This is a genomic window from Pseudoalteromonas prydzensis, assembly GCF_011050055.1.
GTDB lineage: Bacteria > Pseudomonadota > Gammaproteobacteria > Enterobacterales > Alteromonadaceae > Pseudoalteromonas > Pseudoalteromonas prydzensis_A.
On the sequence record NZ_DRGM01000071.1, the window covers coordinates 1 to 20,278 of the forward strand.

General features: G+C 40.8%; 18 protein-coding genes and 1 tRNA gene. 12 read left to right on the forward strand and 7 right to left on the reverse strand.

The window, feature by feature from the left end:
• The 3 genes from rplT to ENH88_RS06355 form a co-directional block, all read left to right on the forward strand.
• The coding region (gene rplT, locus ENH88_RS06345; RefSeq protein WP_304180780.1) for a 50S ribosomal protein L20 at positions 1 to 206 on the forward strand (206 nt) is incomplete at its 5' end.
• A 174-nt stretch (positions 207 to 380) separates the two neighbouring features.
• On the forward strand, positions 381 to 1,454 hold the full coding sequence (locus tag ENH88_RS06350; RefSeq protein ID WP_304180782.1) for a sensor histidine kinase: 1,074 nt from the start codon (positions 381 to 383) through the stop codon (positions 1,452 to 1,454).
• Positions 1,451 to 2,275 carry a LytR/AlgR family response regulator transcription factor gene (locus ENH88_RS06355; RefSeq protein WP_064666311.1) on the forward strand — a complete coding sequence of 275 codons (825 nt, stop codon included), beginning with the start codon at positions 1,451 to 1,453 and terminating at the stop codon, positions 2,273 to 2,275. The genes ENH88_RS06350 and ENH88_RS06355 overlap by 4 nt, the downstream gene beginning before the upstream one ends.
• Before the next feature lie 104 nt (positions 2,276 to 2,379).
• On the opposite strand, the gene pyk is transcribed toward ENH88_RS06355, so the two are convergent.
• A complete protein-coding gene (pyk, locus tag ENH88_RS06360; RefSeq protein WP_304180783.1) occupies positions 2,380 to 3,816 on the reverse strand; it encodes a pyruvate kinase in 1,437 nt (478 codons plus the stop codon).
• Positions 3,817 to 4,221: 405 nt separating this feature from the next.
• Here pyk and gndA point away from each other — a divergent pair, with 405 nt between their 5' ends.
• Positions 4,222 to 5,595, forward strand: coding sequence for an NADP-dependent phosphogluconate dehydrogenase (gene gndA, locus ENH88_RS06365; RefSeq protein ID WP_304180785.1), 1,374 nt, complete (start codon positions 4,222 to 4,224; stop codon positions 5,593 to 5,595).
• Between the two features lie 81 nt (positions 5,596 to 5,676).
• Here the strand turns inward: gndA and ansA are convergent, their stop codons facing one another.
• The gene (gene ansA, locus ENH88_RS06370) at positions 5,677 to 6,687 is read right to left on the reverse strand and encodes an asparaginase (RefSeq protein ID WP_304180786.1); all 1,011 of its coding nucleotides are present in this window, start codon (positions 6,685 to 6,687) and stop codon (positions 5,677 to 5,679) included.
• Positions 6,688 to 6,756: 69 nt separating this feature from the next.
• A complete protein-coding gene (gene sppA, locus ENH88_RS06375) occupies positions 6,757 to 8,622 on the reverse strand; it encodes a signal peptide peptidase SppA (protein ID WP_304180787.1) in 1,866 nt (621 codons plus the stop codon).
• A 219-nt stretch (positions 8,623 to 8,841) separates the two neighbouring features.
• Between sppA and ENH88_RS06380 the strand changes: the two genes are divergently transcribed.
• The 7 genes from ENH88_RS06380 (at position 8,842) to ENH88_RS06410 (ending at position 14,133) form a co-directional block, all read left to right on the forward strand.
• Entirely contained in the window at positions 8,842 to 10,803 is a 1,962-nt protein-coding gene (locus ENH88_RS06380; protein ID WP_304180788.1) for an FAD-dependent oxidoreductase, read from the forward strand.
• 64 nt (positions 10,804 to 10,867) lie between these two features.
• Entirely contained in the window at positions 10,868 to 11,545 is a 678-nt protein-coding gene (locus ENH88_RS06385) for a DoxX family protein (RefSeq protein WP_304180789.1), read from the forward strand.
• Between the two features lie 109 nt (positions 11,546 to 11,654).
• On the forward strand, positions 11,655 to 12,203 hold the full coding sequence (locus ENH88_RS06390; protein WP_304180790.1) for an NAD(P)H nitroreductase: 549 nt from the start codon (positions 11,655 to 11,657) through the stop codon (positions 12,201 to 12,203).
• A gap of 202 nt (positions 12,204 to 12,405) precedes the next feature.
• Positions 12,406 to 12,783, forward strand: a complete 378-nt coding sequence (locus tag ENH88_RS06395; RefSeq protein WP_304180792.1) for a hypothetical protein — start codon at positions 12,406 to 12,408, stop codon at positions 12,781 to 12,783.
• A gap of 101 nt (positions 12,784 to 12,884) precedes the next feature.
• Positions 12,885 to 12,975, forward strand: a tRNA-Ser gene (locus ENH88_RS06400).
• Between the two features lie 49 nt (positions 12,976 to 13,024).
• Positions 13,025 to 13,411: a hypothetical protein gene (locus tag ENH88_RS06405; RefSeq protein ID WP_304180794.1), complete on the forward strand. Its 387-nt coding sequence runs from the start codon at positions 13,025 to 13,027 to the stop codon at positions 13,409 to 13,411.
• A 104-nt stretch (positions 13,412 to 13,515) separates the two neighbouring features.
• Complete coding sequence (locus ENH88_RS06410) at positions 13,516 to 14,133, forward strand: FKBP-type peptidyl-prolyl cis-trans isomerase (protein WP_304180795.1); 618 nt, start codon at positions 13,516 to 13,518, stop codon at positions 14,131 to 14,133.
• Positions 14,134 to 14,214: 81 nt separating this feature from the next.
• Here the strand turns inward: ENH88_RS06410 and ENH88_RS06415 are convergent, their stop codons facing one another.
• Positions 14,215 to 16,614 carry a TonB-dependent receptor gene (locus ENH88_RS06415; protein ID WP_304180797.1) on the reverse strand — a complete coding sequence of 800 codons (2,400 nt, stop codon included), beginning with the start codon at positions 16,612 to 16,614 and terminating at the stop codon, positions 14,215 to 14,217.
• A 150-nt stretch (positions 16,615 to 16,764) separates the two neighbouring features.
• Between ENH88_RS06415 and ENH88_RS06420 the strand changes: the two genes are divergently transcribed.
• Entirely contained in the window at positions 16,765 to 17,292 is a 528-nt protein-coding gene (locus ENH88_RS06420; RefSeq protein WP_304180799.1) for a YaeQ family protein, read from the forward strand.
• 10 nt (positions 17,293 to 17,302) lie between these two features.
• Here the strand turns inward: ENH88_RS06420 and yfaE are convergent, their stop codons facing one another.
• The 3 genes from yfaE to nrdA all read right to left on the reverse strand — a co-directional run.
• Positions 17,303 to 17,575 carry a class I ribonucleotide reductase maintenance protein YfaE gene (gene yfaE, locus ENH88_RS06425; RefSeq protein ID WP_304180801.1) on the reverse strand — a complete coding sequence of 91 codons (273 nt, stop codon included), beginning with the start codon at positions 17,573 to 17,575 and terminating at the stop codon, positions 17,303 to 17,305.
• Complete coding sequence (gene nrdB, locus ENH88_RS06430) at positions 17,575 to 18,705, reverse strand: class Ia ribonucleoside-diphosphate reductase subunit beta (protein WP_304180803.1); 1,131 nt, start codon at positions 18,703 to 18,705, stop codon at positions 17,575 to 17,577. The genes yfaE and nrdB overlap by 1 nt, the downstream gene beginning before the upstream one ends.
• A gap of 69 nt (positions 18,706 to 18,774) precedes the next feature.
• Positions 18,775 to 20,278: class 1a ribonucleoside-diphosphate reductase subunit alpha (gene nrdA, locus ENH88_RS06435; protein WP_304180805.1), on the reverse strand; the 1,504-nt coding region annotated here is incomplete at its 5' end.

Sequence of the window (20,278 nt, forward strand, 5' to 3'; positions counted from 1 at the left end):
AGAAACGTACTTTCCGTCAATTATGGATTGCACGTATCAATGCTGCTTCACGTCAAAATGGTCTGTCTTACAGCCGTTTTATCAATGGTCTTAAAAAGACATCTGTAGAAATCGATCGTAAGATCCTTGCAGATATCGCTGTTTATGACCAAGTTGCATTCGCAGCGCTTGTTGCAAAAGCAAAAGAAGGCCTAGCGGCAGCTTAAGCTTTTACAAATAAGTATTGAAAAGGAGCCGATGGCTCCTTTTTTTGTGACTAAAATAAAGTTTTCACCAACAGTTGTTTGCGGTAAGGCTCGTGAAAAGCGAGATAGTCGGTAGTGATCCCTGCCTATCTAACGCTATATAATAATTACAAATAAATGAGGTAATTAACTATTTTGAATTGGCAATCCTTAGTTGATAACCGCCAACGGTTTTTCTGGGTGTTACAGATCGCCGGTTGGATAGGTTATGCACTTGTTAACTACATTGGCTCTAAAGTATTTGAAATGCGTGATATCTACGTATTTGTCATTGTGCTTAATGCTTACGCCGGGTGTTTAATGACGGTGCCATTGCGCTATATGTATCGCAAGGCTTGGAATGCAGCGCCTTGGATTTTAATGCTGGTGGTGTTCAGTGCTTCGTATGTTACCGGTACTTTGTGGGCGGTGATCCAAAAGTTTAATTTATGGGAAATTTATCGCCATGGTTATCGTCCTACAGAGTGGTTTTACTATCTGCAACAGGGCTTAGATTCGGTTTATATTATTCTTTGTTGGAGCGGTTTGTACTTCGGTATTAAATACTATCAACTGTTGCAAAGTGAGCGGCAAAAGGCCCTTAAAGCAACCACCATGGCGCATGAAGCACAACTAAAAATGTTGCGTTATCAGTTAAATCCTCATTTTTTATTTAATACTTTGAATGCTATATCTACGTTGATTTTGGTAAAAGAGAATAAAGATGCTAATTTAATGGTGTCAAAGCTGAGTGACTTTTTACGCTATACACTCAATACCGATCCGATAAAAAAAGTGCCACTTGAACAAGAGTTGCATGCACTTATGCTTTATCTTGAAATAGAGCGAGTGCGCTTTGATGAACGATTACAAGTGAATGTACAAGTCAGTGATGAAGCAAAAAATGCATTAGTGCCAAGCTTGATTTTGCAACCGATCATCGAAAATGCGATTAAATATGCGATAGCTCATCTTAGTGAAGGTGGAGTGATTGATATTAAAGCACAAGTTTTTGCTAATGAACTATTACTGGAAGTAGGCGATAATGGCCCAGGTACTGAATTACTTAATGGCCAATTAGTTAATTCACAAGGGGTTGGGGTAGCAAATACTAAAGACCGGCTAAAAACCTTGTATGAAAATAACTATTCGTTTGTGCTATCACATAATACGCCAAGTGGATTGAAAGTGAATCTGCGCGTTCCGTTTGAGAAGGCTGTGAAAAAATGAGCAAGATTAAGACCCTGATTGTCGATGATGAACCATTAGCCCGTAGAGGCCTAGCTGTAAGATTGGAGGAGTTTGATGATATCGAAGTCATCAAACTATGTAACTCTGGTCAAGAGGCAATCGATGCATGTCAAGCAGGGAAGATAGATTTAGTTTTTTTAGATATTCAAATGCCAGGAATGAATGGATTTGAGGTTGCCAGAGCACTCAGTGAAAGTGTCAGAGCATTACCTGCTATTGTATTCGTAACCGCATTTGATCAGTTCGCAGTCAAAGCATTTGAAATTCATGCTTTAGACTACATTCTTAAACCAGTCGATGACAACAGACTAAAACAGGCGGTAGAGAAAGTGCATACCTACTTGAAGACGCAACAAGACAACGCCCATAAAAAGAAATTGGCAAGTTTTGTCGCTGGAATTACTGGTAATAATTGTGAAGAGATTTTGAAAAAACTGGCCACCGGCGATACCTTAACGGATCGCCGTTACCCAGAATCTTTAGCGGTGAAAGAGCAGGGTGAAATAATCCGTGTGCCTGTAGCGACAATTCAATGGGTTGATGCTGCTGGTGATTATATGTGTTTGCATTGCCAAGACGGGCAAACGCATATTCTTCGCAAAACCATGAAAGAACTAGAACAAGAGCTTGATCCACAATTATTTGTACGCGTACATCGCAGTGCGATTGTAAATACTAAACAAATAAGCAAGTTAGTGACGCAAGTCAGTGGCGAATATTTATTAGTGTTAGACAACGGTCAAGAACTAAAAGTAAGCCGTAGTTACCGCGATAAAGTAAAAGCGGCGTTAGCAAGTTAACTTCGAAACGGGCTCATTAGCGGTTATATAACGAAGTAAATTAAACCATGTGTTTTAAATAAAAAACGCGAGCCTTGGCTCGCGTTTTTTCTGACTGTTTTAATTTAAGCAACAGTGACAATTTTCATGGTGTTGGTTGCACCAATCGTTTCCATAGCATCGCCATGAGTGATGATCACTGTATCGCCAGCTTGTAATGAACCCGCATTCACCAGTGTGTTAAGCGCATCTTTTACCATGTTATCTTTTTCACATTGGGTTGAGTCAAAAAATACCGGGTAAACACCACGATATAATGCTGTTTGACCAAGCGTACTGGCATGACGCGATAATGAATAAATTGGTAAGCCAGAGCTGATACGGGACATTAATTTTGCTGTGCTGCCTGATTCAGTTAAAGTCACAATGGCTTTCACAGAATCTAAGTGGTTTGCTGCATACATAGCTGATAATGCAATTGACTCAGCGTTTGATGAAAAACGGCTGTCTAAGCGGTGCTTAGAAACGTGGGTTTCTTTTTGTGATTCTGCCCCTAAACAAACGCGCGCCATGGTTGCCACGGTTTCTTCTGGGTAATCGCCTGCTGCTGTTTCAGCTGAAAGCATCACTGCATCTGTGCCATCAAGTACTGCGTTGGCAACATCCATAACTTCTGCACGGGTTGGCATAGGGTTATCGATCATTGATTCCATCATTTGCGTTGCGGTGATCACGGTACGGTTAAGTGAACGAGCGCGGCGGATAATAAGCTTTTGTTTACCCATTAAGGCAGCATCACCAATTTCAACACCTAAGTCACCACGGGCAACCATCACCGCATCTGAAGCAAGGATAATATCATCAACCGCTTCTACCGTTTCAACGGCTTCAGCACGCTCAATTTTAGCTAAAAGCTGTGCTTTAGAGCCCGCAGCTTCAGCTAGTGAACGTACATAACGCATATCGTCGCCACTGCGTGGGAATGAAACCGCGATATAATCAACATCAATTTCTGCCGCAGTTAATAAATCTTCTTTATCTTTTTCAGTAAAGGCTGGAGCCGTTAAACCACCACCTAAACGATTGATACCTTTATTATTAGATAACACGCCACCAACAGTTACTGTGGTATGCACTAAATGACCTTCAACGTTTACTACAGTTAATTGAATTAAACCATCGTTTAAAAGCAGTAAGTCACCTGGGGCAACATCTTGTGGTAATTCTTTGTAATCAATACCTACGGCGTTGATATCGCCTAGGCCTTTTTCCATTTTTGCATCAAGAATAAATTTTGCACCAACAGGTAGCGTTACTTTGCCATCTTTAAATGTCGATACACGAATTTTTGGGCCTTGCAAATCGGCTAAAATAGCAATGTGCTTACCTAATTTCTTGGCAATATCACGCACAGCTTGGGCACGGTCTTTGTGATCTTGGGCAATACCATGTGAAAAGTTCAAACGCACTACGTTTGCACCAGCACGAATTATTTTTTCTAAGTTATTATCTCGATCGGTTGCAGGTCCAAGGGTCGCGACTATTTTTGTGCGTCTAAGCATCAAATTCTCCTGTAGGCTTACTAAATTGTAAGCAGGTTGACGGTTTTTCGTTATTAATATATGCCGTTGTAACTAACACGCATAATACAGTTTTTACAGGCAGCCGATACATTGTTGAATGTAATGTAACTTATGAGGCTGCCATTATTTTATACAAAATAAATATGACCACATTATGACACCGGTGTCAGGTCTCGTCAATGCTCGACTCAGAAATCCATACCAGGAAAATTTATCCCCCCGAAGGAACGGTTGTTTGGTATAATCTGCGCATCATGCGTATTTGTTTTACGCATAGCGTTGTATCTGTTGTCTAAGCTCGCATTTTTAAGTGGCTTGGGTATATAATGCGCGCGGTATTATTTTCATTTACTAACCAATAGTTGTTACCGAGGAGGACACTAAATGCAAGTTGCATTAGTCGGGTTAGGCGTTATGGGTAAAAATCTTGCTCTGAACTTGATAGAGCAGGGTATGACGCTAGTAGCTTATGATAAAAACCCAGACGCGGGCGAAGAGCTATTAAGCTGTGCTAAATTACAAGGCATGGCAGATCGTCTGCACATTGTGTCTGATTTAGCTGATATGGTAAAACGGTTAACGCCGCCTCGCTCAATCTTGTTATTAGTACCAGCGGGTGAGTTAGTTGATAAAGTGTGTAACGAATTAGTTGAAGCGGGTGTTGATTGCGACGACATTATTGTTGATTGCGGTAATAGTAATTATAAAGACGGCATCACGCGTAAACTTAAATATCAAAATAAATTTGAATTTGCCACTATGGGCATTTCTGGCGGTGCCGAAGGCGCTCGTCATGGCCCTGCGATGATGGCAAGTGGTTCAGAAGGTGGCTGGGAGCGTGTCGAGCCATGGTTTGAAAAAGTTGCTGCGAGCTACAAAGGCGAATCGTGTTTTGCCCGTGTAGGTCAATCAGCCAGTGGTCATTTTGTTAAAATGGTGCACAACGGCATTGAATACGCATTAATGCAATTAATTGCTGAAATGTATCAATTACTACGTTTAGGCACAAATCGTACTCCACATGAAGTTGCTGATATTTTTAATCAATGGTCACAAGGCTCACTAAATAGTTATTTATTGTCTATTTCAAGTCATATCCTATCGTTAGAAACTGATGCTGATGAAGCGCTAGTTGATTTAATTGATAATAAAGTAGGCGCAAAAGGCACTGGTTTGTGGACGGCGCAAAATGCATTAGAGCTGGGTATTGCAGTGCCATCATTGGTTGCTGCTGTACAAGCACGTCATTTAACTAATACCGGTGATACACACGCTGCAAAAGAAATGACCTATGCAGCTAAATCAACGACACAAATTGAACTTGATTTAGAAGAACTTAAAGATGCCTTCTTGTTTGCAAGTTTACTTGCTTATCGTCAAGGCCTTGCGCTTATTAAAGGTGCATCGCGTGCGCATCAATGGAAAGTCGACTTATCTAAAACACTGCAAACATGGCGTGCAGGCTGTATTATTCGTGCCGATTACTTAGATAATATTGCTGATGGTGTTGAGTTTATCGATACACTTGAAAAAGAGTCACTCGCACTGCGTAAAATTACAGGTCAAGCGATGATGACTGGTTTAGCATTTCCAGTCTTGAGCTCAACGCAAACCTATTTTGCGACCCTTACTACACCAAGCAATGGTCATTTAGTACAAGCACAACGAGATTACTTCGGTGAGCATGGTATTAAAACCCACAGCGGTGAAGTATGCCATTTAACTGATTTAGTTGAGATTGACGCGAAAGTTCGTTAATTAGACCAATAGGTTTAAATAAAAGGCACGCTAATTAGCGTGCCTTTTTAGTTTTAAATGCAGTTTAAAAAATTGTTTTTATTATCTACTTAACTCACCACGTAGGTTGTCTTGCATTAGATGGCGAATAGTTTCTATTTCAAGCTGTTGGCTAAATAAGTAATGTAATTTAGTTAGGCATGCCTCTAACGTCATATCGTAACCGCTGATCACACCAATGTTGAGTAATGCATTACCCGTTGCATAACCGCCCATATTGACATGACCTTTTAAGCATTGTGTGAGATTGATAATGACCATGCCGCGTTTACTCGCGCTTGAGAGGATCTCTAAAAAGTCAGGATCTTGTGGCGCATTGCCTACCCCAAAGCTTAATAATACCAGGGCTTTGATATTATCGTTTACCAGGCTTTTAACCACAGCATGACTGATCCCAGGATACAAGTATAAAACCCCAATAGGTTGTGGCGTTATGTTAGTGACTTGTAGTTCATTTTCAACATACGGGCTCAGTTGGCCTTTTAATAATTGAATGTTAATGCCTGAGAGAGCCAGTGGATCTAGGTTTGGCGAGGCAAAGGCATCAAAGCCATCGGCATGGGCTTTTGTCGCACGGTTGCCGCGAAATAATTGATTATTAAAAAATAAACTAACCTCGGCAATCGGATAATTAGCCGCTAAGTACATAGCATTAAGTAAATTGACCTGACCATCAGAGCGCAGTTGCGACAGTGGAATTTGTGAACCTGTGACAATCACGGGTTTTGTTAAATTTTCAAACATAAATGACAGCGCAGAGGCGGTATAGGCCATAGTGTCGGTACCGTGCAATACCACAAAGCCATCATAGTCTTGGTATTTACTTTTAATGTCTTCTGCGATTAATTGCCAATGGACAGGGGACATATCGGAAGAATCAATGAGCGGACAATACTCATGAATATCAAATAAAGGCATTTCATCACGGTTAAATTCAGCATTGTTTACTACGGTTTGTGTTAAAAAGCCCTCTGCAGGAATATAGCCTCGGCTTGATTTTTTCATGCCAATTGTACCGCCAGTGTATGCGATATAAATACGTTTACGTTTCATAAAAAAGCCCAGTAAAAAAACTGGGCTTAGTATAACGCTAAGTGCTAATCAATACAGCCTGTTAGGGCATTATTGTGAAATATTACACACTAAGCAGCGGGCATAAATACCTTGCGGATCGTTGTAATCCTGCAAGTTTTCAACCTCAGTCGTTAATTGCTTAACTAACCCATTGATTGATGCTTTGTTTGAGAGTGCGTTTTGTAGCGTACTTTGCGAACCAATTAGTGCTTTAACCGATGCGTTACCAAAGATATCTTGCATTAGCTGCTCTTGCCCAGTAAGGCTATGCTTGATGGTTTTTACTTCATAAAAATCAAGTTTAGCCAGTTCAGCGGCGGCTTTAATTGCATCTTGCTTATTACCAAGCTTATCGATTAAGCCAAGTTCTTGCGCTTGGCTTGCAATCCAAACACGGCCTTGGGCAATCTTATCAACTTGCTCAGGTGTCATGTTCCGTGCTTCGCCAACGACCTCTAAAAAGCGCTGATAGGCATCTTCAACACTTAGTTGAATAACTTGCGCCATTTTTTCATTCAGAGGACGGGCGACTGACAGGCCAGCCATTTCAGTGGTTGCTACGCCGTCTGAATAAACACCTAATTTAGCCATGGTGTTTTCAAAGGTCATAAAGTTACCAAATACACCAATTGAACCGGTAATGGTACTTGGCGCGGCCCAAATTTCATTGGCTGCGGAGGCAATCCAGTAACCACCAGAGGCAGCCACAGAGCTCATTGAAGCAATTACCGGTTTACCAGCAGCTTTGAGTGCCAGTACTTCAGCGCGAATAATTTCAGAAGCAAACATACTGCCACCGCCTGAATCAATACGTAGTACTACGGCTTTAACTTTTTCATCTAAGCGAGCTTTACGTAGTAATGCCGCCGTAGAGTCACCACCAATTTCACCGGCTTTGCGTTCGCCGTCAGAAATAGTACCGCGAGCAACAACAACGGCGACTTTTTCTGTCATTGGGTTATCAAATTCAACTGGCGGTTTAATCAATGAAAGATATTCTTTAAATGATACTTGGTTAAAGGTTTTGCCAGTTTCTTCAGCGCCTACTAATTCAATCAATTCTCGACGAACTTGTTGATTCGTTTTTAATGAATCAACCCATTGATGTTCAAGTGCATATTTACCTGAGTCACCATTAACCGCTTGCATTTTGGCAAGGAATACATCCATGGTTTCATCAAAATTAGCTTCATCAAATGGACGAACTGCAGCAACATCTTGCTTATATTCTTGCCATAATGCACCCAACCATACACTGTTGGCTTCTTTTGCTGCATCTGACATATCATTACGAATGAAAGGTTCCACAGCTGATTTGAAGGTACCAACACGGAAAATATGCTGGGTGATGCCGAGCTTTTCAAGAGCATCTTTAAAATACAGTGGATACATACCAAAACCTTGAATTTCAACGCCACCATATGGATGCATTGAAATTTCATCAGCATGAGCAGCGATGTAATACTGTGCTTGAGAATAATAATAACCAGAAGCAATTACTTTTTTACCGCTAGCTTTAAAACGCTCTAGAGCTTGAGAAATTTGTTTTAATTTATTTAAATGCGCGCTAGGCATTTTTTGTAAATCTAACAAGATCACACTAATGCGTTTATCTTCAGTGGCTTGATCAATTACTTCGATAATATCATCAAGTAATATTTCAGCAGGTTCGTCGTTGCCCATTGTTGTGTCATTGATGGCGGCTTCAATTGGATCAACGTAAATTTTTTCTTCTACGATTGGCCCATTGAGGTTAAGTGTGAGCACCGATGTATCAGCAACATTAATTTCATCGTCATCACTTACGATAGAGACAATGAAAAGAATAACGAGTAGCACAAATAAAAAATTGAGGACTAAACGACGAGAAAAGTTAATTCCTGCCCACAGTCCTTTAAACAGCTTTGCAATCAAAATAAATCCTTAGTCTGGTACAACTTATATATGTCACCATCTTAGCCTAGAATAAAAATTTATTTAACTGTTAAATCGTAACTAAGTATTTATCAGTGCCGTCCTTAAAGAGGTTAACGATAGAAATATGACATAATTGAGTGCTTTTGTTGCTTATTACTTGCCAATCAAGCAAAATTCGCTAATGTATAGAGGTTAGACCAGTTGACGGGGCAGAGGATGTTAGAACAACAATTACAATTAAAACACACACAATTACGCAATCGCTTAGTAATGGGCTCAATGCATACAGGGCTTGAAGAGGGGTGGCATAACAGAAAACGGCTGCGTGCATTTTATGAAGCACGCGCAAAAGGTGGCACCGCAATGCTCATCACGGGGGGTTATAGCCCTAATCTGCGTGGAAAGTTAACCCCCATTTCATCCTCTTTTAACAGTTATTATGATGTATTTAAGCACCGTGCCTATACTGATGCTGTGCATCAGCATGGTGGTAAGATTTGCTTACAATTATTACATGCTGGTCGCTATGCCTATCATCCATTTAATCAAGCACCCAGTGCAATTAAAGCACCTATCAATCCGTATAAACCAAAAGCGATGTCTTTAGGGGCGATTAAAAAAACCATCAAAGACTTTGCTCATTCTGCTTATTTAGCACAAAAAGCGGGTTATGATGGTGTTGAAGTGATGGGCTCTGAAGGCTATCTGATCAATGAATTTATGGCGCCGCATACTAATAAACGCACCGATGAATACGGCGGGAGTCTAGAAAATCGCCTGCGTTTGGCATTAGACATAGTTAAAGCGGTACGTGCCAAAGTAAATAAAGAATTTTTAATTATCTTTCGTTTATCAGTGATGGATCTGATCCCAAATGGTTCCACACCAGAAGAAGTAACGGTTCAAGCTAAAGCGTTGGAGCTGGCAGGCGTTGATATATTTAATACTGGTATTGGCTGGCATGAAGCACGCGTGCCAACGATTGCCAGTATGGTACCACCTGGTGCATTTAAAGAAGCGTCAAAACGTTTAAAAGAAGTAGTGTCGGTGCCTGTCATTGCTGTAAATCGTATTAATACCCCTGCTATTGCCAATGAAATTTTAACCGCAGGTAATGCCGATTTAATCTCGATGGCACGCCCACTGCTTGCTGATCCTGAGTTTTTCAATAAATATCAAGCACAACACAGTGAGCAAATTAATATTTGTATCGGTTGTAACCAAGGTTGTTTAGATCATGTGTTTAAAGGTAAACGAGCTACTTGCCTAGTAAACCCACAAGCAGGCTTTGAATTAGATTACCCGCTTGAATACACGCAAAAGGCTAAAAGTGTATTGGTTGTTGGTGCCGGGCCTGCGGGTTTATCGGCAAGTTGTTATTTAGCGCAAAAAGGCCACACGGTGACGCTGATTGATAAAAGTGCTGATATGGGCGGGCAATTTAATCTCGCGATGCGCATTCCTGGCAAAGAAGATTTTAATCATACTCTGCGTTATTTTATTAACGAACTTGAACGTCTAAAAGTCACGGTCACACTCAATACTCCTTTTACCGATAAAATGCTTGAGCAATACGATGATGTGGTGTTTGCAACGGGCGTACGTCCTCGTGAAGCAAATTTTACTTGCGCTGATGATAAACGAGTTTTTTCATACGATGAAGTGATCCGCGGTGAAGTTGAATTAGGCCAATCGATTGCGATTTTAGGCGCCGGTGGCATTGGTTTTGATATGGTCGCTTTTTTAAGCGAGCATAAAAACCAAACTATCAGTGAATTTAAAACCCAGTGGGGGATTGAGTGCGAGCCAAGCCCGCATAAAGATAGTCGTCAATTGTTTATGCTCAAACGTAGTGCAGGGCGCTTTGGTAGTGAACTGGGCAAAACCACCGGTTGGATACACCGCCAAGTTGCAAAGCAACATGGTGTAAAACAAATCGCTGATTGTCAGTATCATCATTTTGATGCGCAAGGCCTAACAATCACGGTGGCAGGGGAAGAGCAAATTTTACCTGTTGATACGGTTATTGCGTGTATTGGGCAAGTGTCTAATAATGAGTTAATGTCACAATTAACCGATAACCCAAAAGTACATGTGATTGGTGGGGCCAAATTAGCCTCAGCGATTGATGCAAAACGGGCTATTTATGAAGCGTTACAGGTGGCGCGTAAAATTTAACTGAAATAAACTTTCTATCGTAGCGGTCTTTGTTTAATACACTTTAAGAGAATAGACCGCTACGATGAATACATTAATCAATATATATAAAACGTTGCTACAAAAAATAGCCCTATTTGATAGTATCCCTGCTTTACTATTTAGACTCATACTGGCGCCAGTAATGATAATAGCGGGTTATAACAAGCTAAATATCAGTGGTGACGTCAATGGCTTTTTTGAATTCTTTTTAGCTTCCCCTGATGTTGTTGCTTGGTTTGGCAACGCAGATTGGGGCTTAGGTCTACCTTTTCCTGATTTATTGGCTTTTTTAGCTGGCTGGAGTGAGTTTCTGGGTGGTTGGCTGCTCTTGGTTGGTTTATTAACTCGCTTAGTTAGCATTCCGTTGATGTTTACCATGGTCGTTGCCGCAACCTCAGTACATTGGCATAATGGCTGGTTTGCTATTGCGCCGACAGAGCCTGATACCAGTGCCGCACAAGTACTCGACTGGCTAGCGATACCTGGTGCCAAAGCAAGCCTCGATAATTCCCTTGCAGTGAAGGAACGAATTGAGAAAATCCGAGGACTTGTAGAAGAGCATGGTTTCCCCGATTACTTGTATGAAAAGGGTAAACCGTCAATTTTGAATAATGGCATTGAGTTTTCAGCTATTTATTTTGCGATGCTATTAAGTTTATTTTTCACCGGTGGTGGGCGCTTTGTAAGCTTAGATTATTGGCTACGAAGAACAATCGAATAAGCTAGATACTTACTGGTAAGTTTCTAACTTTCTAACTTTCTAACTTTCTAACTTTCTCAGTAATCCGTATCAATGGTATGCTGTTTTCTTTTTCAGTGAGAAGTATGCTATGGATGCTATTGAGCTTTTATTAACCCGTCAGTCTGATCCCCGACTAATTGCACCCGCTCCCAACAACAGCCAATTAGAGATTATTAAACAAGCAGCACTGCGTGTGCCGGATCATGGCGCGCTTGCGCCATGGCAATTTATTGTTGTAGCAGGGGATGCGCGCGAACGACTTGGCGAAATTTATTATCAAAGTGCAGTTGCAGAACAACAAGATGAAAAAGTCATTAATCGCGCCAAAGAGTTACCACTGCGTGCCCCAATGATTATTATTGCGATTGCTAAATATCAAGCACATCCTAAAGTACCACGTATAGAGCAAGTACAAAGCGCCGGCTGTGCTGTGCTTGCGATGCAACAAGCGGCATTCGCACAAGGGCTTGGTGGTGTTTGGCGTACCGGCTATTTTGCGCAAAGTGAGGCTGTTAAAGCGTCTTTAAATTTAAACACAGACGATGAGATTGTCGGCTATTTATACTTAGGTACACCTGAACTAGAGTGTAAAAAATCGGTACGTCATCAGCCTGAACGTTTTTTCAGCAATTTATAGTTGCTAAGACGTAATAAATTGGAACTTTTTCTTTTTGTACTAGTCAGAGAGCATTAAGGTTACTCTTGTTAGAGTCGGCAAGTAACTTAGCTGCGTGAAGCGCTTGGATGCAATAACCCTGAATGCAACGATTTGTTATTCTTCAGCAGTTTATTAATGTATGGAATGCTTTATAAAAATAACAATCTAGAAGACGAGGATAATGGGAAATTTATTTTTACGTGAAAAAGAAAAATGGTTAACGTGGTCTTTATGGGGCTTTGTTGGTGCAGTTATAACTCTTTACACAGCATTTAGTACACAGACTCCTCATCTAATTGCAATGTCATCAATAGGTATTGTGGTTATCTTAGCGTGGTGGATGCAACGTACAAGGCGATTTGACTTTGGCAGGGCATTTAAAGTGTGCTGTTATGTATTAGTTATTAGTATCTTACCTGCATTTATATTGGTACTGGTGCCAAGTGATGATCTCAATCGCTATGATTTAATCTTCCAAAGTTTAAGTTTTGTGACTTTTAGCTTGCTAGTGTGTTTATTATGCTCGTGGATTGCAAAACGGCCAAAACAGTATTATTGAGTTATTTTTAGGCGTTATAGGATCATAGCAGCAATTAATTTTGATTTTTTACTGTTAGGGCTTTACAACAAGGCAAGTAACCCCTATTATCCGCGCCGTACGGAGAGATGGCAGAGTGGTCGAATGCACCGGTCTTGAAAACCGGCATGGGTTTATAGCCCATCTAGGGTTCAAATCCCTATCTCTCCACCATATTTAAAAAGCCGCCTTCTGGGCGGCTTTTTGCTATCTGGAGTTTTATATGTCACAACAAAATCAATTAAGTACAACTCAGCGAGTACTCAAGCATGTGTTGTTATGGACTGTATTTGGCTATTGCTATCACAGTGCAATCAACCTTTTGGTTAAGATGGCCATTGATTCGCAACCGGAGCAGGTATTGGTTACTGCAATGGCGTATTGTTTAGGCTTTAATGTTTTATCTGCCCATTTGATCAGCAAATATGACAGGCATTGGCCTGAAATTGCTGCAATCTATATAGGGATTTTTGGCTTATTAGTGGTGCCGGTGATACTTGTTGGTCCGCAAGCATTATTGAGCCGTCCATTACTCGCTGGTATTTTAATCAGCTTACCAGTATTTACTTTCGCAATGCGCTTTATAAAGCGAAAACTCCCTAAAAACTAATCCTAAAGAAGCCCAAAAGGGCTTTTTTTTATGATAGCATAGACGCGTCTTTTAACTGATACCAACGTTATTAAGGTTGGTATAAACAAAACGTGAAACACATTATGTCAGATAATTTTACTACAGATGCTGAAAAAGCAAGTTACGGTATTGGCTTACAAATGGGTGAGCAACTTAAAGCGAATCCGTTCGAAGGTCTAAACTTAAATTCAGTATTTGCAGGCATGAAAGATGCGTATGTAGGTGGCGATTTCCAAGTTGAGATCCCTGAGATCCAAGCTGCTTTCGAAAAAATCAATACTGAAATTCAAGCTCGTCGTGAAGAAGAAGCTAAAGTACTCGCGGCTGAAGGCATTGCATTCTTAGAAGAAAATGCAAAGCGTACTGAAATCACCGTTACTGAGTCTGGTCTGCAATACGAAGTACTTGCAACAGGTGAAGGCGACAAGCCTACTGCAGAGTCTACAGTTCGCGTTGATTATCACGGTACACTTATCAACGGTACTGTTTTTGATAGCTCTTATGAGCGTGGCCAGCCTGCAGAGTTCCCTGTTGGTGGTGTTATCAAAGGTTGGACTGAAGCGTTACAAATGATGCCAGTAGGCACTAAATGGCGTATTTATGTTCCTCATGATCTTGCTTATGGTGAACGTGGTGCCGGTGCTGCGATTGCACCTTTCTCAACGCTTGTATTCGATGTTGAGTTACACGCTATTCTTTAATAGTTATTTACTTTTTTAAGTAAATAAAAAGCCACCCTAAGACGATTAGGGTGGCTTTTTTTATGTTTGTATTATGGTTAATTAAAAGTAACCACGTACACCTAGTCTAAAGTTTCGCCCTGGTAATGGCGCTTGATCTTTAATAAATGAGCTATGTACAAAGCCTAGTTCATCAGTGATGTTATCAATGTTGATATAAAACTGCGTATCGACAGGGCCTACCGTTAATTGATAATTTGCTTGTGCATCAAATAACGTGTAACCGTCAGTTGCGGTTTCATAGGCTGTAATGTCATTTTGTTCAAAGTAATGGGTGCCCGTTAAACTAAACTGCCAATCACTAATATTATATTGTAATTCTGAGCCTAATTTATTCGCTGGAATACGCGGTAAATTACCTTCATCATCCGCAAGTTTTGCCGTGGTTGAATCACCAAATAGTTTAACCATTGCATTGGCGTTAATTTGATAATGTGCGTCAAACTCAATACCGTATAACTTTGCATCTTTACTGACGAATTGATAAACCGCCATACCATGATCGTGGTCAGGCTCTGCTGCTTCAAGGCCATGCTCTGCATCAAACACTAAGCCCGTGTTTTGTTGATAGTAAAAGTTTTCAATGTCGTTATAGAAAAAGTTAACGGTATAACCAAAATCGCCACTAAAGCGTCTAAAGCCAAAATCAATATTGGTGGACGTTTCTTGCTTGATATTATCAGGTTCGAAGTGAATTTCACCGTCTTCAATTACGTAGCCCAAACCTAGCTCATAGGTACTGGTAGCAATATGTACACCATTTGAAAGTAGCTCTGCAGATAACGGAGCACGCTCTGAATGTGACACGCTAAGAGACACACTTTGACCTGGCGTATATTGCCAAATGGCACCCGCTGAAGCGCTTAAATTAGTAAAACTTTTACTGTAAGCCGTTAGCTCATTTTCGTGCTCATCAGCATGCTCTTCATGGTCATGGTCATGGTCATGGTCATGCGCTGAAGTATTGACGTTACTATCAATATTATAATCTTCTAAACGAGCACCAAGTTCCACAGTCACGTCACCAAATTGTTGCTCTTCTAGGATAAACAGTGCATTTGAGGTGGTCTTACTTGCTGGTGTAAAGGCTTCTTCACCATCAGCATCATAATTGGACTCGCTAAAGTGGTAGCCCGCCATCCCGTGCCAGTTACCTAGTTTATGCTCAATATTAAAACGTGCTTCAGTGGTTTCGTTGCTGAAGATTGTACCAATCGCGCCGTCTTCAATTTCAGCATGGCGATAGTCAGTATAACCAAGACGTAAGTTAATGGTTTCAATCCAATTGTTATGCAATGCATAACTCATTAAAGCTTGCCAACGATCTTGCTCTACGCGCGCATAAACGGCTTCTTCTTCACCTTCTTCATGGGCATGTTCGTGATCGTGATCGTGACCATGTTCATGGCTATGTGCCGGAATACCGTAATCTGTTTCGATACGACCATAAGCGACACCTAACGTTAAATGTTCCCCCACATAGCTAGTTCCAAAGTTAACGGTTTGGCTATCAATAAAAGTATTTTTAACTGAGGTTGCTGTTTCATGCTCTTCTTCGTCATGGCCCTCATGATCTTCGTGCTCTTCTTCTGGTAAGTTAAAACGCGGAGTTTGGTAGTCATCACCAGTGCGTTTAGTACCATCAAAATGGAAGTTAAAGTTGTTATGGCCCGTTTCAAGCTTAGCAGCATAGGTGTTGGCATTTGATACTGTATCGTGGCTGTACTCAACTGCGCCGGTTAGTTGCTCAATGTTATCGGTAGGAATACGGTTATCAACCACATTAACTACACCACCGATTGCACCAGAGCCATAAAGTAGCGTAGCTGGGCCACGCAAAACTTCAATTTGTTCAGCGGCTAGGCTGTCATTAGAGGTTGCGTGATCTGGGCCAATTCTCGATGCATCGCTGCTGTCTAAGCCATTTTGAGTGATTTTAACGCGGGGGCCGTCTAAACCACGAATAATTGGACTTGAAGAAACAGGGCCAAAATAGCTGGCATTGACGCCTGGCAGGCCTTTTAAGGTTTCGCCTAATGTTGGCTTTGCTTTATTTCTTAGTTCGTCGCCGCTAAGTACACTCACCGGTGAAATCATTTCTAAACTATTTTTATGCAGAGCAGAGGCATATACCACCACAGTTTCAACCGAAGTTGGAACAAGGGTAATTTGCAATGCAGGGCTTGCTTCATTCACTGCAATACGGGCATCAACATAATTGTCTTTACTAATATGTAACTGACTATTAGCGTCGATATCAATACTAAACTGGCCATTGTTATCAGTTTTTATTGATTGTGCTTTACCGTGTATATGCACGTCGGCTTGGCTGATCGGTTGATTTTTATCATCCAAAACTTGGCCTGTTACAACCGCGGCATGAGCAGAAAAAGAACTTAGAGCAGAGATAATTGCTGTGGATATTAAAGAATGTCGGATCATGATTACTACATCGTGGTTATTATGTTGTGATATAATATAACACCATCATTTACACCAATCAATAATGTTATACCATAACTTTAAAATAAACACATTTTCATTAGAGCGCGCTATACTCTAGTAGAAATAATCACTAGTTTGGTGAATGTTATGTCTGATAAAGCACGTATCTTTAAAGCACGTTTTAGCATTGCAGATTTGCGTCAGCAGCGTAATCATCAAGAGGTATTTACTACGGCTTTAACAAAAAATGAAACGCTAGAGCATTTTGTTTTAAAGCTATTAGGATATTGTATTTTATCTTACGACAGCCACGCAGTGCTAAATAAATTTTCAGATAGACTGCAGCCAGATGTTGGTATCCAAGCATTGGACGAGCATTATAAAATCTGGTTAAGTGTAGATCAGCCCAACCTTGAGCAGCTGTTCAAAATAGCTAAGCAAGTAGATGAGCTATTAATCTTAACGACCGGTAATAGTCAGTGGTTAATTGAGTCTGAATCACGCTTAAAGCTATTTACAAATAGCCACATTATAGAAATTGATCAGCAATTCGTGGACGCTATTCAAATGGATTTAACGCGAAGTTTACATTGGGATGTCACTATCGATGAGGGCAGTTTAATGATCAGTGATAAAATACACTGTTATGAAACCAAACAGTTTGATTGGCACTAAACTACCGTGATTATTTAAAACTGAGGGTAATATCGCCATCGGGTTTGCAACAGCACAGCAGCACTTCTCCGTCTCGCACAAACGCAAGTGGCTCTTCATTGTAGATCACTTGTCCTTGGCTGAGTGTTGCACGACAAGCGCCACAATAACCTTCTCGGCATTGGAAAGGGATATCATATTGCTGTTGTTCAAGGCAGTCTAAGAGGGAATGGCAGCCAGTGCTAAATTCAACACACTGGCTGTTATCTGCAAAGTGAATCTTTGCAGTTTTGTTGCTGCTCATTAGAGATCAAAGTCACCAAAGTCGGCAGCATCAACTTGCGAATCAATTTGACCTACAAGGTATGAGCTGATCTCCGCTTCTTGTGGGGCAACTTGTACATTGTCAGACACTAACCATGAGTTGATCCATGGAATAGGGTTACTGCTGGTTTTGAATTGGGTCGGTAAGCCAACGGCACTCATACGTGCGTTAGTAATGTACTCAACGTATTGACATAAAATATCTTTGTTTAAGCCAATCATTGAGCCATCTTTAAACAAGTATTCAGCCCATTCTTTTTCTTGTTCTGCCGCATCGACAAACATCTTGATTGCTTCTTCACGACACTGCGCCGCAACGATTGCCATTTCAGGATCGTCTTTACCATCTTGCATAATGTTTAGAATGTGCTGAGTACCTGAGAGGTGTAGAGCTTCATCTCGGGCGATCAGTTTGATGATTTTCGCGTTGCCTTCCATCAATTCACGCTCTGCAAATGCAAATGAACAGGCAAAGCTGACATAAAAGCGAATGGCTTCAAGAATGTTTACTGACATCATGGCAAGGTATAACAGCTTTTTAAGTTCAAATAAGCTGATATGAACAGTTTCACCATTAAGACTGTGTTTGCCTTCACCGTACAAGTTATACACGGCAACTTTATTAATTAATTCATCGTAATATTTAGTTACGGCATCAGCGCGTTCACTAATTTTTTCGTTACTAACGATATCATCAAAAATAAGCTCAGGGGCTTGAGTAACGTTACGAATAATATGTGTGTATGAACGGCTATGGATTGTTTCACTAAATGCCCAAGTTTCAATCCAGGTCTCAAGTTCTGGGATCGACACAATTGGCAGTAACGCAACATTAGGCGAGCGACCTTGCACACTATCAAGCAAGGTTTGATACTTTAAGTTACTTAAAAAGATATGTTTTTCGTGATCAGGTAAGGCCTGAAAATCTAACCGATCTTTACTTACATCGACTTCTTCAGGACGCCAAAAAAACGACAGCTGTTTTTCAATTAACTTTTCGAAAATAGGGTACTTCTGTTGATCATAACGCGATACGTTAACGGTTTGGCCGAAAAACATCGGTTCTTGTAGTTGGTTATTATGGTTTCGGCTAAAAGTAGTATAAGACATAAGATCACTCAAAAAACGAACAGGGCAAAGCGGGCGTATAGCCCGCTTCCAATTTATATTTATTATCGACTAGATTTTACAAGCGCCGCCTGCACAATCATCATCTTCCACGTCTGGTGTGTCATCTTGTGCATCAGATGCGCCATCGCGGGTATTGTGATAGTAAAGGGTTTTAACACCAAGTTTATATGCACCCAGTAAATCTTGTAGTAATACCTTCATTGGTACTTTACCACCTTCAAATTTATTTGGGTCGTAGTTCGTATTAGCTGAAATCGTTTGGTCAACAAACTTTTGCATTATACCAACTAGCTCTATGTAACCTTTATTTGATGGGATATCCCACAATAGTTCATAGTTATCTTTTAAACGCTCATACTCAGGAACAACTTGTTTTAAAATACCATCTTTACTGGCTTTAACACTGATATGGCCGCGCGGTGGCTCAATACCATTGGTTGCATTAGAAATTTGCGACGATGTTTCAGACGGCATCAACGCAGATAACGTTGAGTTACGCATACCATGCTTTTTAATATTGGCACGTAAAGTATCCCAATCTAAATGCAATGGTTCATCACAAATTTTGTCTAAATCACGCTTATAGGTATCAGTTGGCATGATCCCTTGTGAGTAGGTGGTTTCGTTAAATTTAGGGCAGGCGCCACGCTCTTTAGCCAGCTCATTTGACGCTTTCATTAAGTAATACTGAATTGCTTCAAAGGTCTTATGCGTTAATGCATTGGCACTGCCATCAGAATAACGTTTGCCATTTTTAGCAAGGTAATATGCGTAGTTTATTACACCTATTCCGAGTGTACGACGGCCCATCGTTGCATTGTGGGCTGCTGGCACTGGGTAGTCTTGGAAATCAAGTAAGTTATCTAAGGCGCGCACTGCAAGTTCAGCTAATTCTTCAAGCTCGTCTAGTGACTCAATGGCACCTAAGTTAAAGGCCGATAGCGTACACAGGGCGATTTCGCCTTCTTCGTCATTAACATTGCTAAGCGGTTTAGTTGGTAATGCAATTTCTAAACATAAGTTAGATTGGCGAATTGGCGCAACTTTAGCGATAAACGGGCTGTGGGTATTACAGTGATCGACATTTTGTAAATAAATACGCCCGGTGCTAGCACGCTCTTGTGCAAACATTGAGAACAATTCAATCGCTTTAATACGTTTTTTACGAATTGATTCATCTTGCTCGTATTGCACGTATAGACGATCAAATTCATCTTGATCTTCAAAAAAGGCATCGTAAAGACCAGGTACATCTGATGGGCTAAATAATGTAATGTAATCATCTTTAATCAAGCGCGCGTACATTAGCTTATTAAATTGCACACCGTAATCTAAGTGACGCACACGGTTATCATCTACACCACGGTTGTTTTTAAGCACTAATAAGTTTTCTACTTCTAAATGCCATAAAGGGTAGAACAGGGTCGCTGCACCGCCGCGTACACCACCTTGCGAACAGCTTTTAACTGCTGTTTGAAAGTGCTTATAAAAAGGAATACAGCCTGTGTGGTACGCTTCGCCATTGCGAATAGGGCTACCTAGTGCGCGAATG

What these genes read in the sequence shown, in the direction of transcription:
- yfaE (WP_304180801.1), bottom strand. Translation starts at nt 17,575, where the DNA reads ATGAGCAGCAACAAAACTGCAAAGATTCACTTTGCAGATAACAGCCAG.
- ansA (WP_304180786.1), bottom strand. Translation starts at nt 6,687, where the DNA reads ATGAAACGTAAACGTATTTATATCGCATACACTGGCGGTACAATTGGC.
- ENH88_RS06390 (WP_304180790.1), top strand. Translation starts at nt 11,655, where the DNA reads ATGGATGCTATTGAGCTTTTATTAACCCGTCAGTCTGATCCCCGACTA.
- gndA (WP_304180785.1), top strand. Translation starts at nt 4,222, where the DNA reads ATGCAAGTTGCATTAGTCGGGTTAGGCGTTATGGGTAAAAATCTTGCT.
- nrdB (WP_304180803.1), bottom strand. Translation starts at nt 18,705, where the DNA reads ATGTCTTATACTACTTTTAGCCGAAACCATAATAACCAACTACAAGAA.
- ENH88_RS06415 (WP_304180797.1), bottom strand. Translation starts at nt 16,614, where the DNA reads ATGATCCGACATTCTTTAATATCCACAGCAATTATCTCTGCTCTAAGT.
- ENH88_RS06420 (WP_304180799.1), top strand. Translation starts at nt 16,765, where the DNA reads ATGTCTGATAAAGCACGTATCTTTAAAGCACGTTTTAGCATTGCAGAT.
- ENH88_RS06385 (WP_304180789.1), top strand. Translation starts at nt 10,868, where the DNA reads ATGAATACATTAATCAATATATATAAAACGTTGCTACAAAAAATAGCC.
- pyk (WP_304180783.1), bottom strand. Translation starts at nt 3,816, where the DNA reads ATGCTTAGACGCACAAAAATAGTCGCGACCCTTGGACCTGCAACCGAT.
- ENH88_RS06355 (WP_064666311.1), top strand. Translation starts at nt 1,451, where the DNA reads ATGAGCAAGATTAAGACCCTGATTGTCGATGATGAACCATTAGCCCGT.
- ENH88_RS06380 (WP_304180788.1), top strand. Translation starts at nt 8,842, where the DNA reads ATGTTAGAACAACAATTACAATTAAAACACACACAATTACGCAATCGC.
- ENH88_RS06405 (WP_304180794.1), top strand. Translation starts at nt 13,025, where the DNA reads ATGTCACAACAAAATCAATTAAGTACAACTCAGCGAGTACTCAAGCAT.
- ENH88_RS06410 (WP_304180795.1), top strand. Translation starts at nt 13,516, where the DNA reads ATGTCAGATAATTTTACTACAGATGCTGAAAAAGCAAGTTACGGTATT.
- ENH88_RS06395 (WP_304180792.1), top strand. Translation starts at nt 12,406, where the DNA reads ATGGGAAATTTATTTTTACGTGAAAAAGAAAAATGGTTAACGTGGTCT.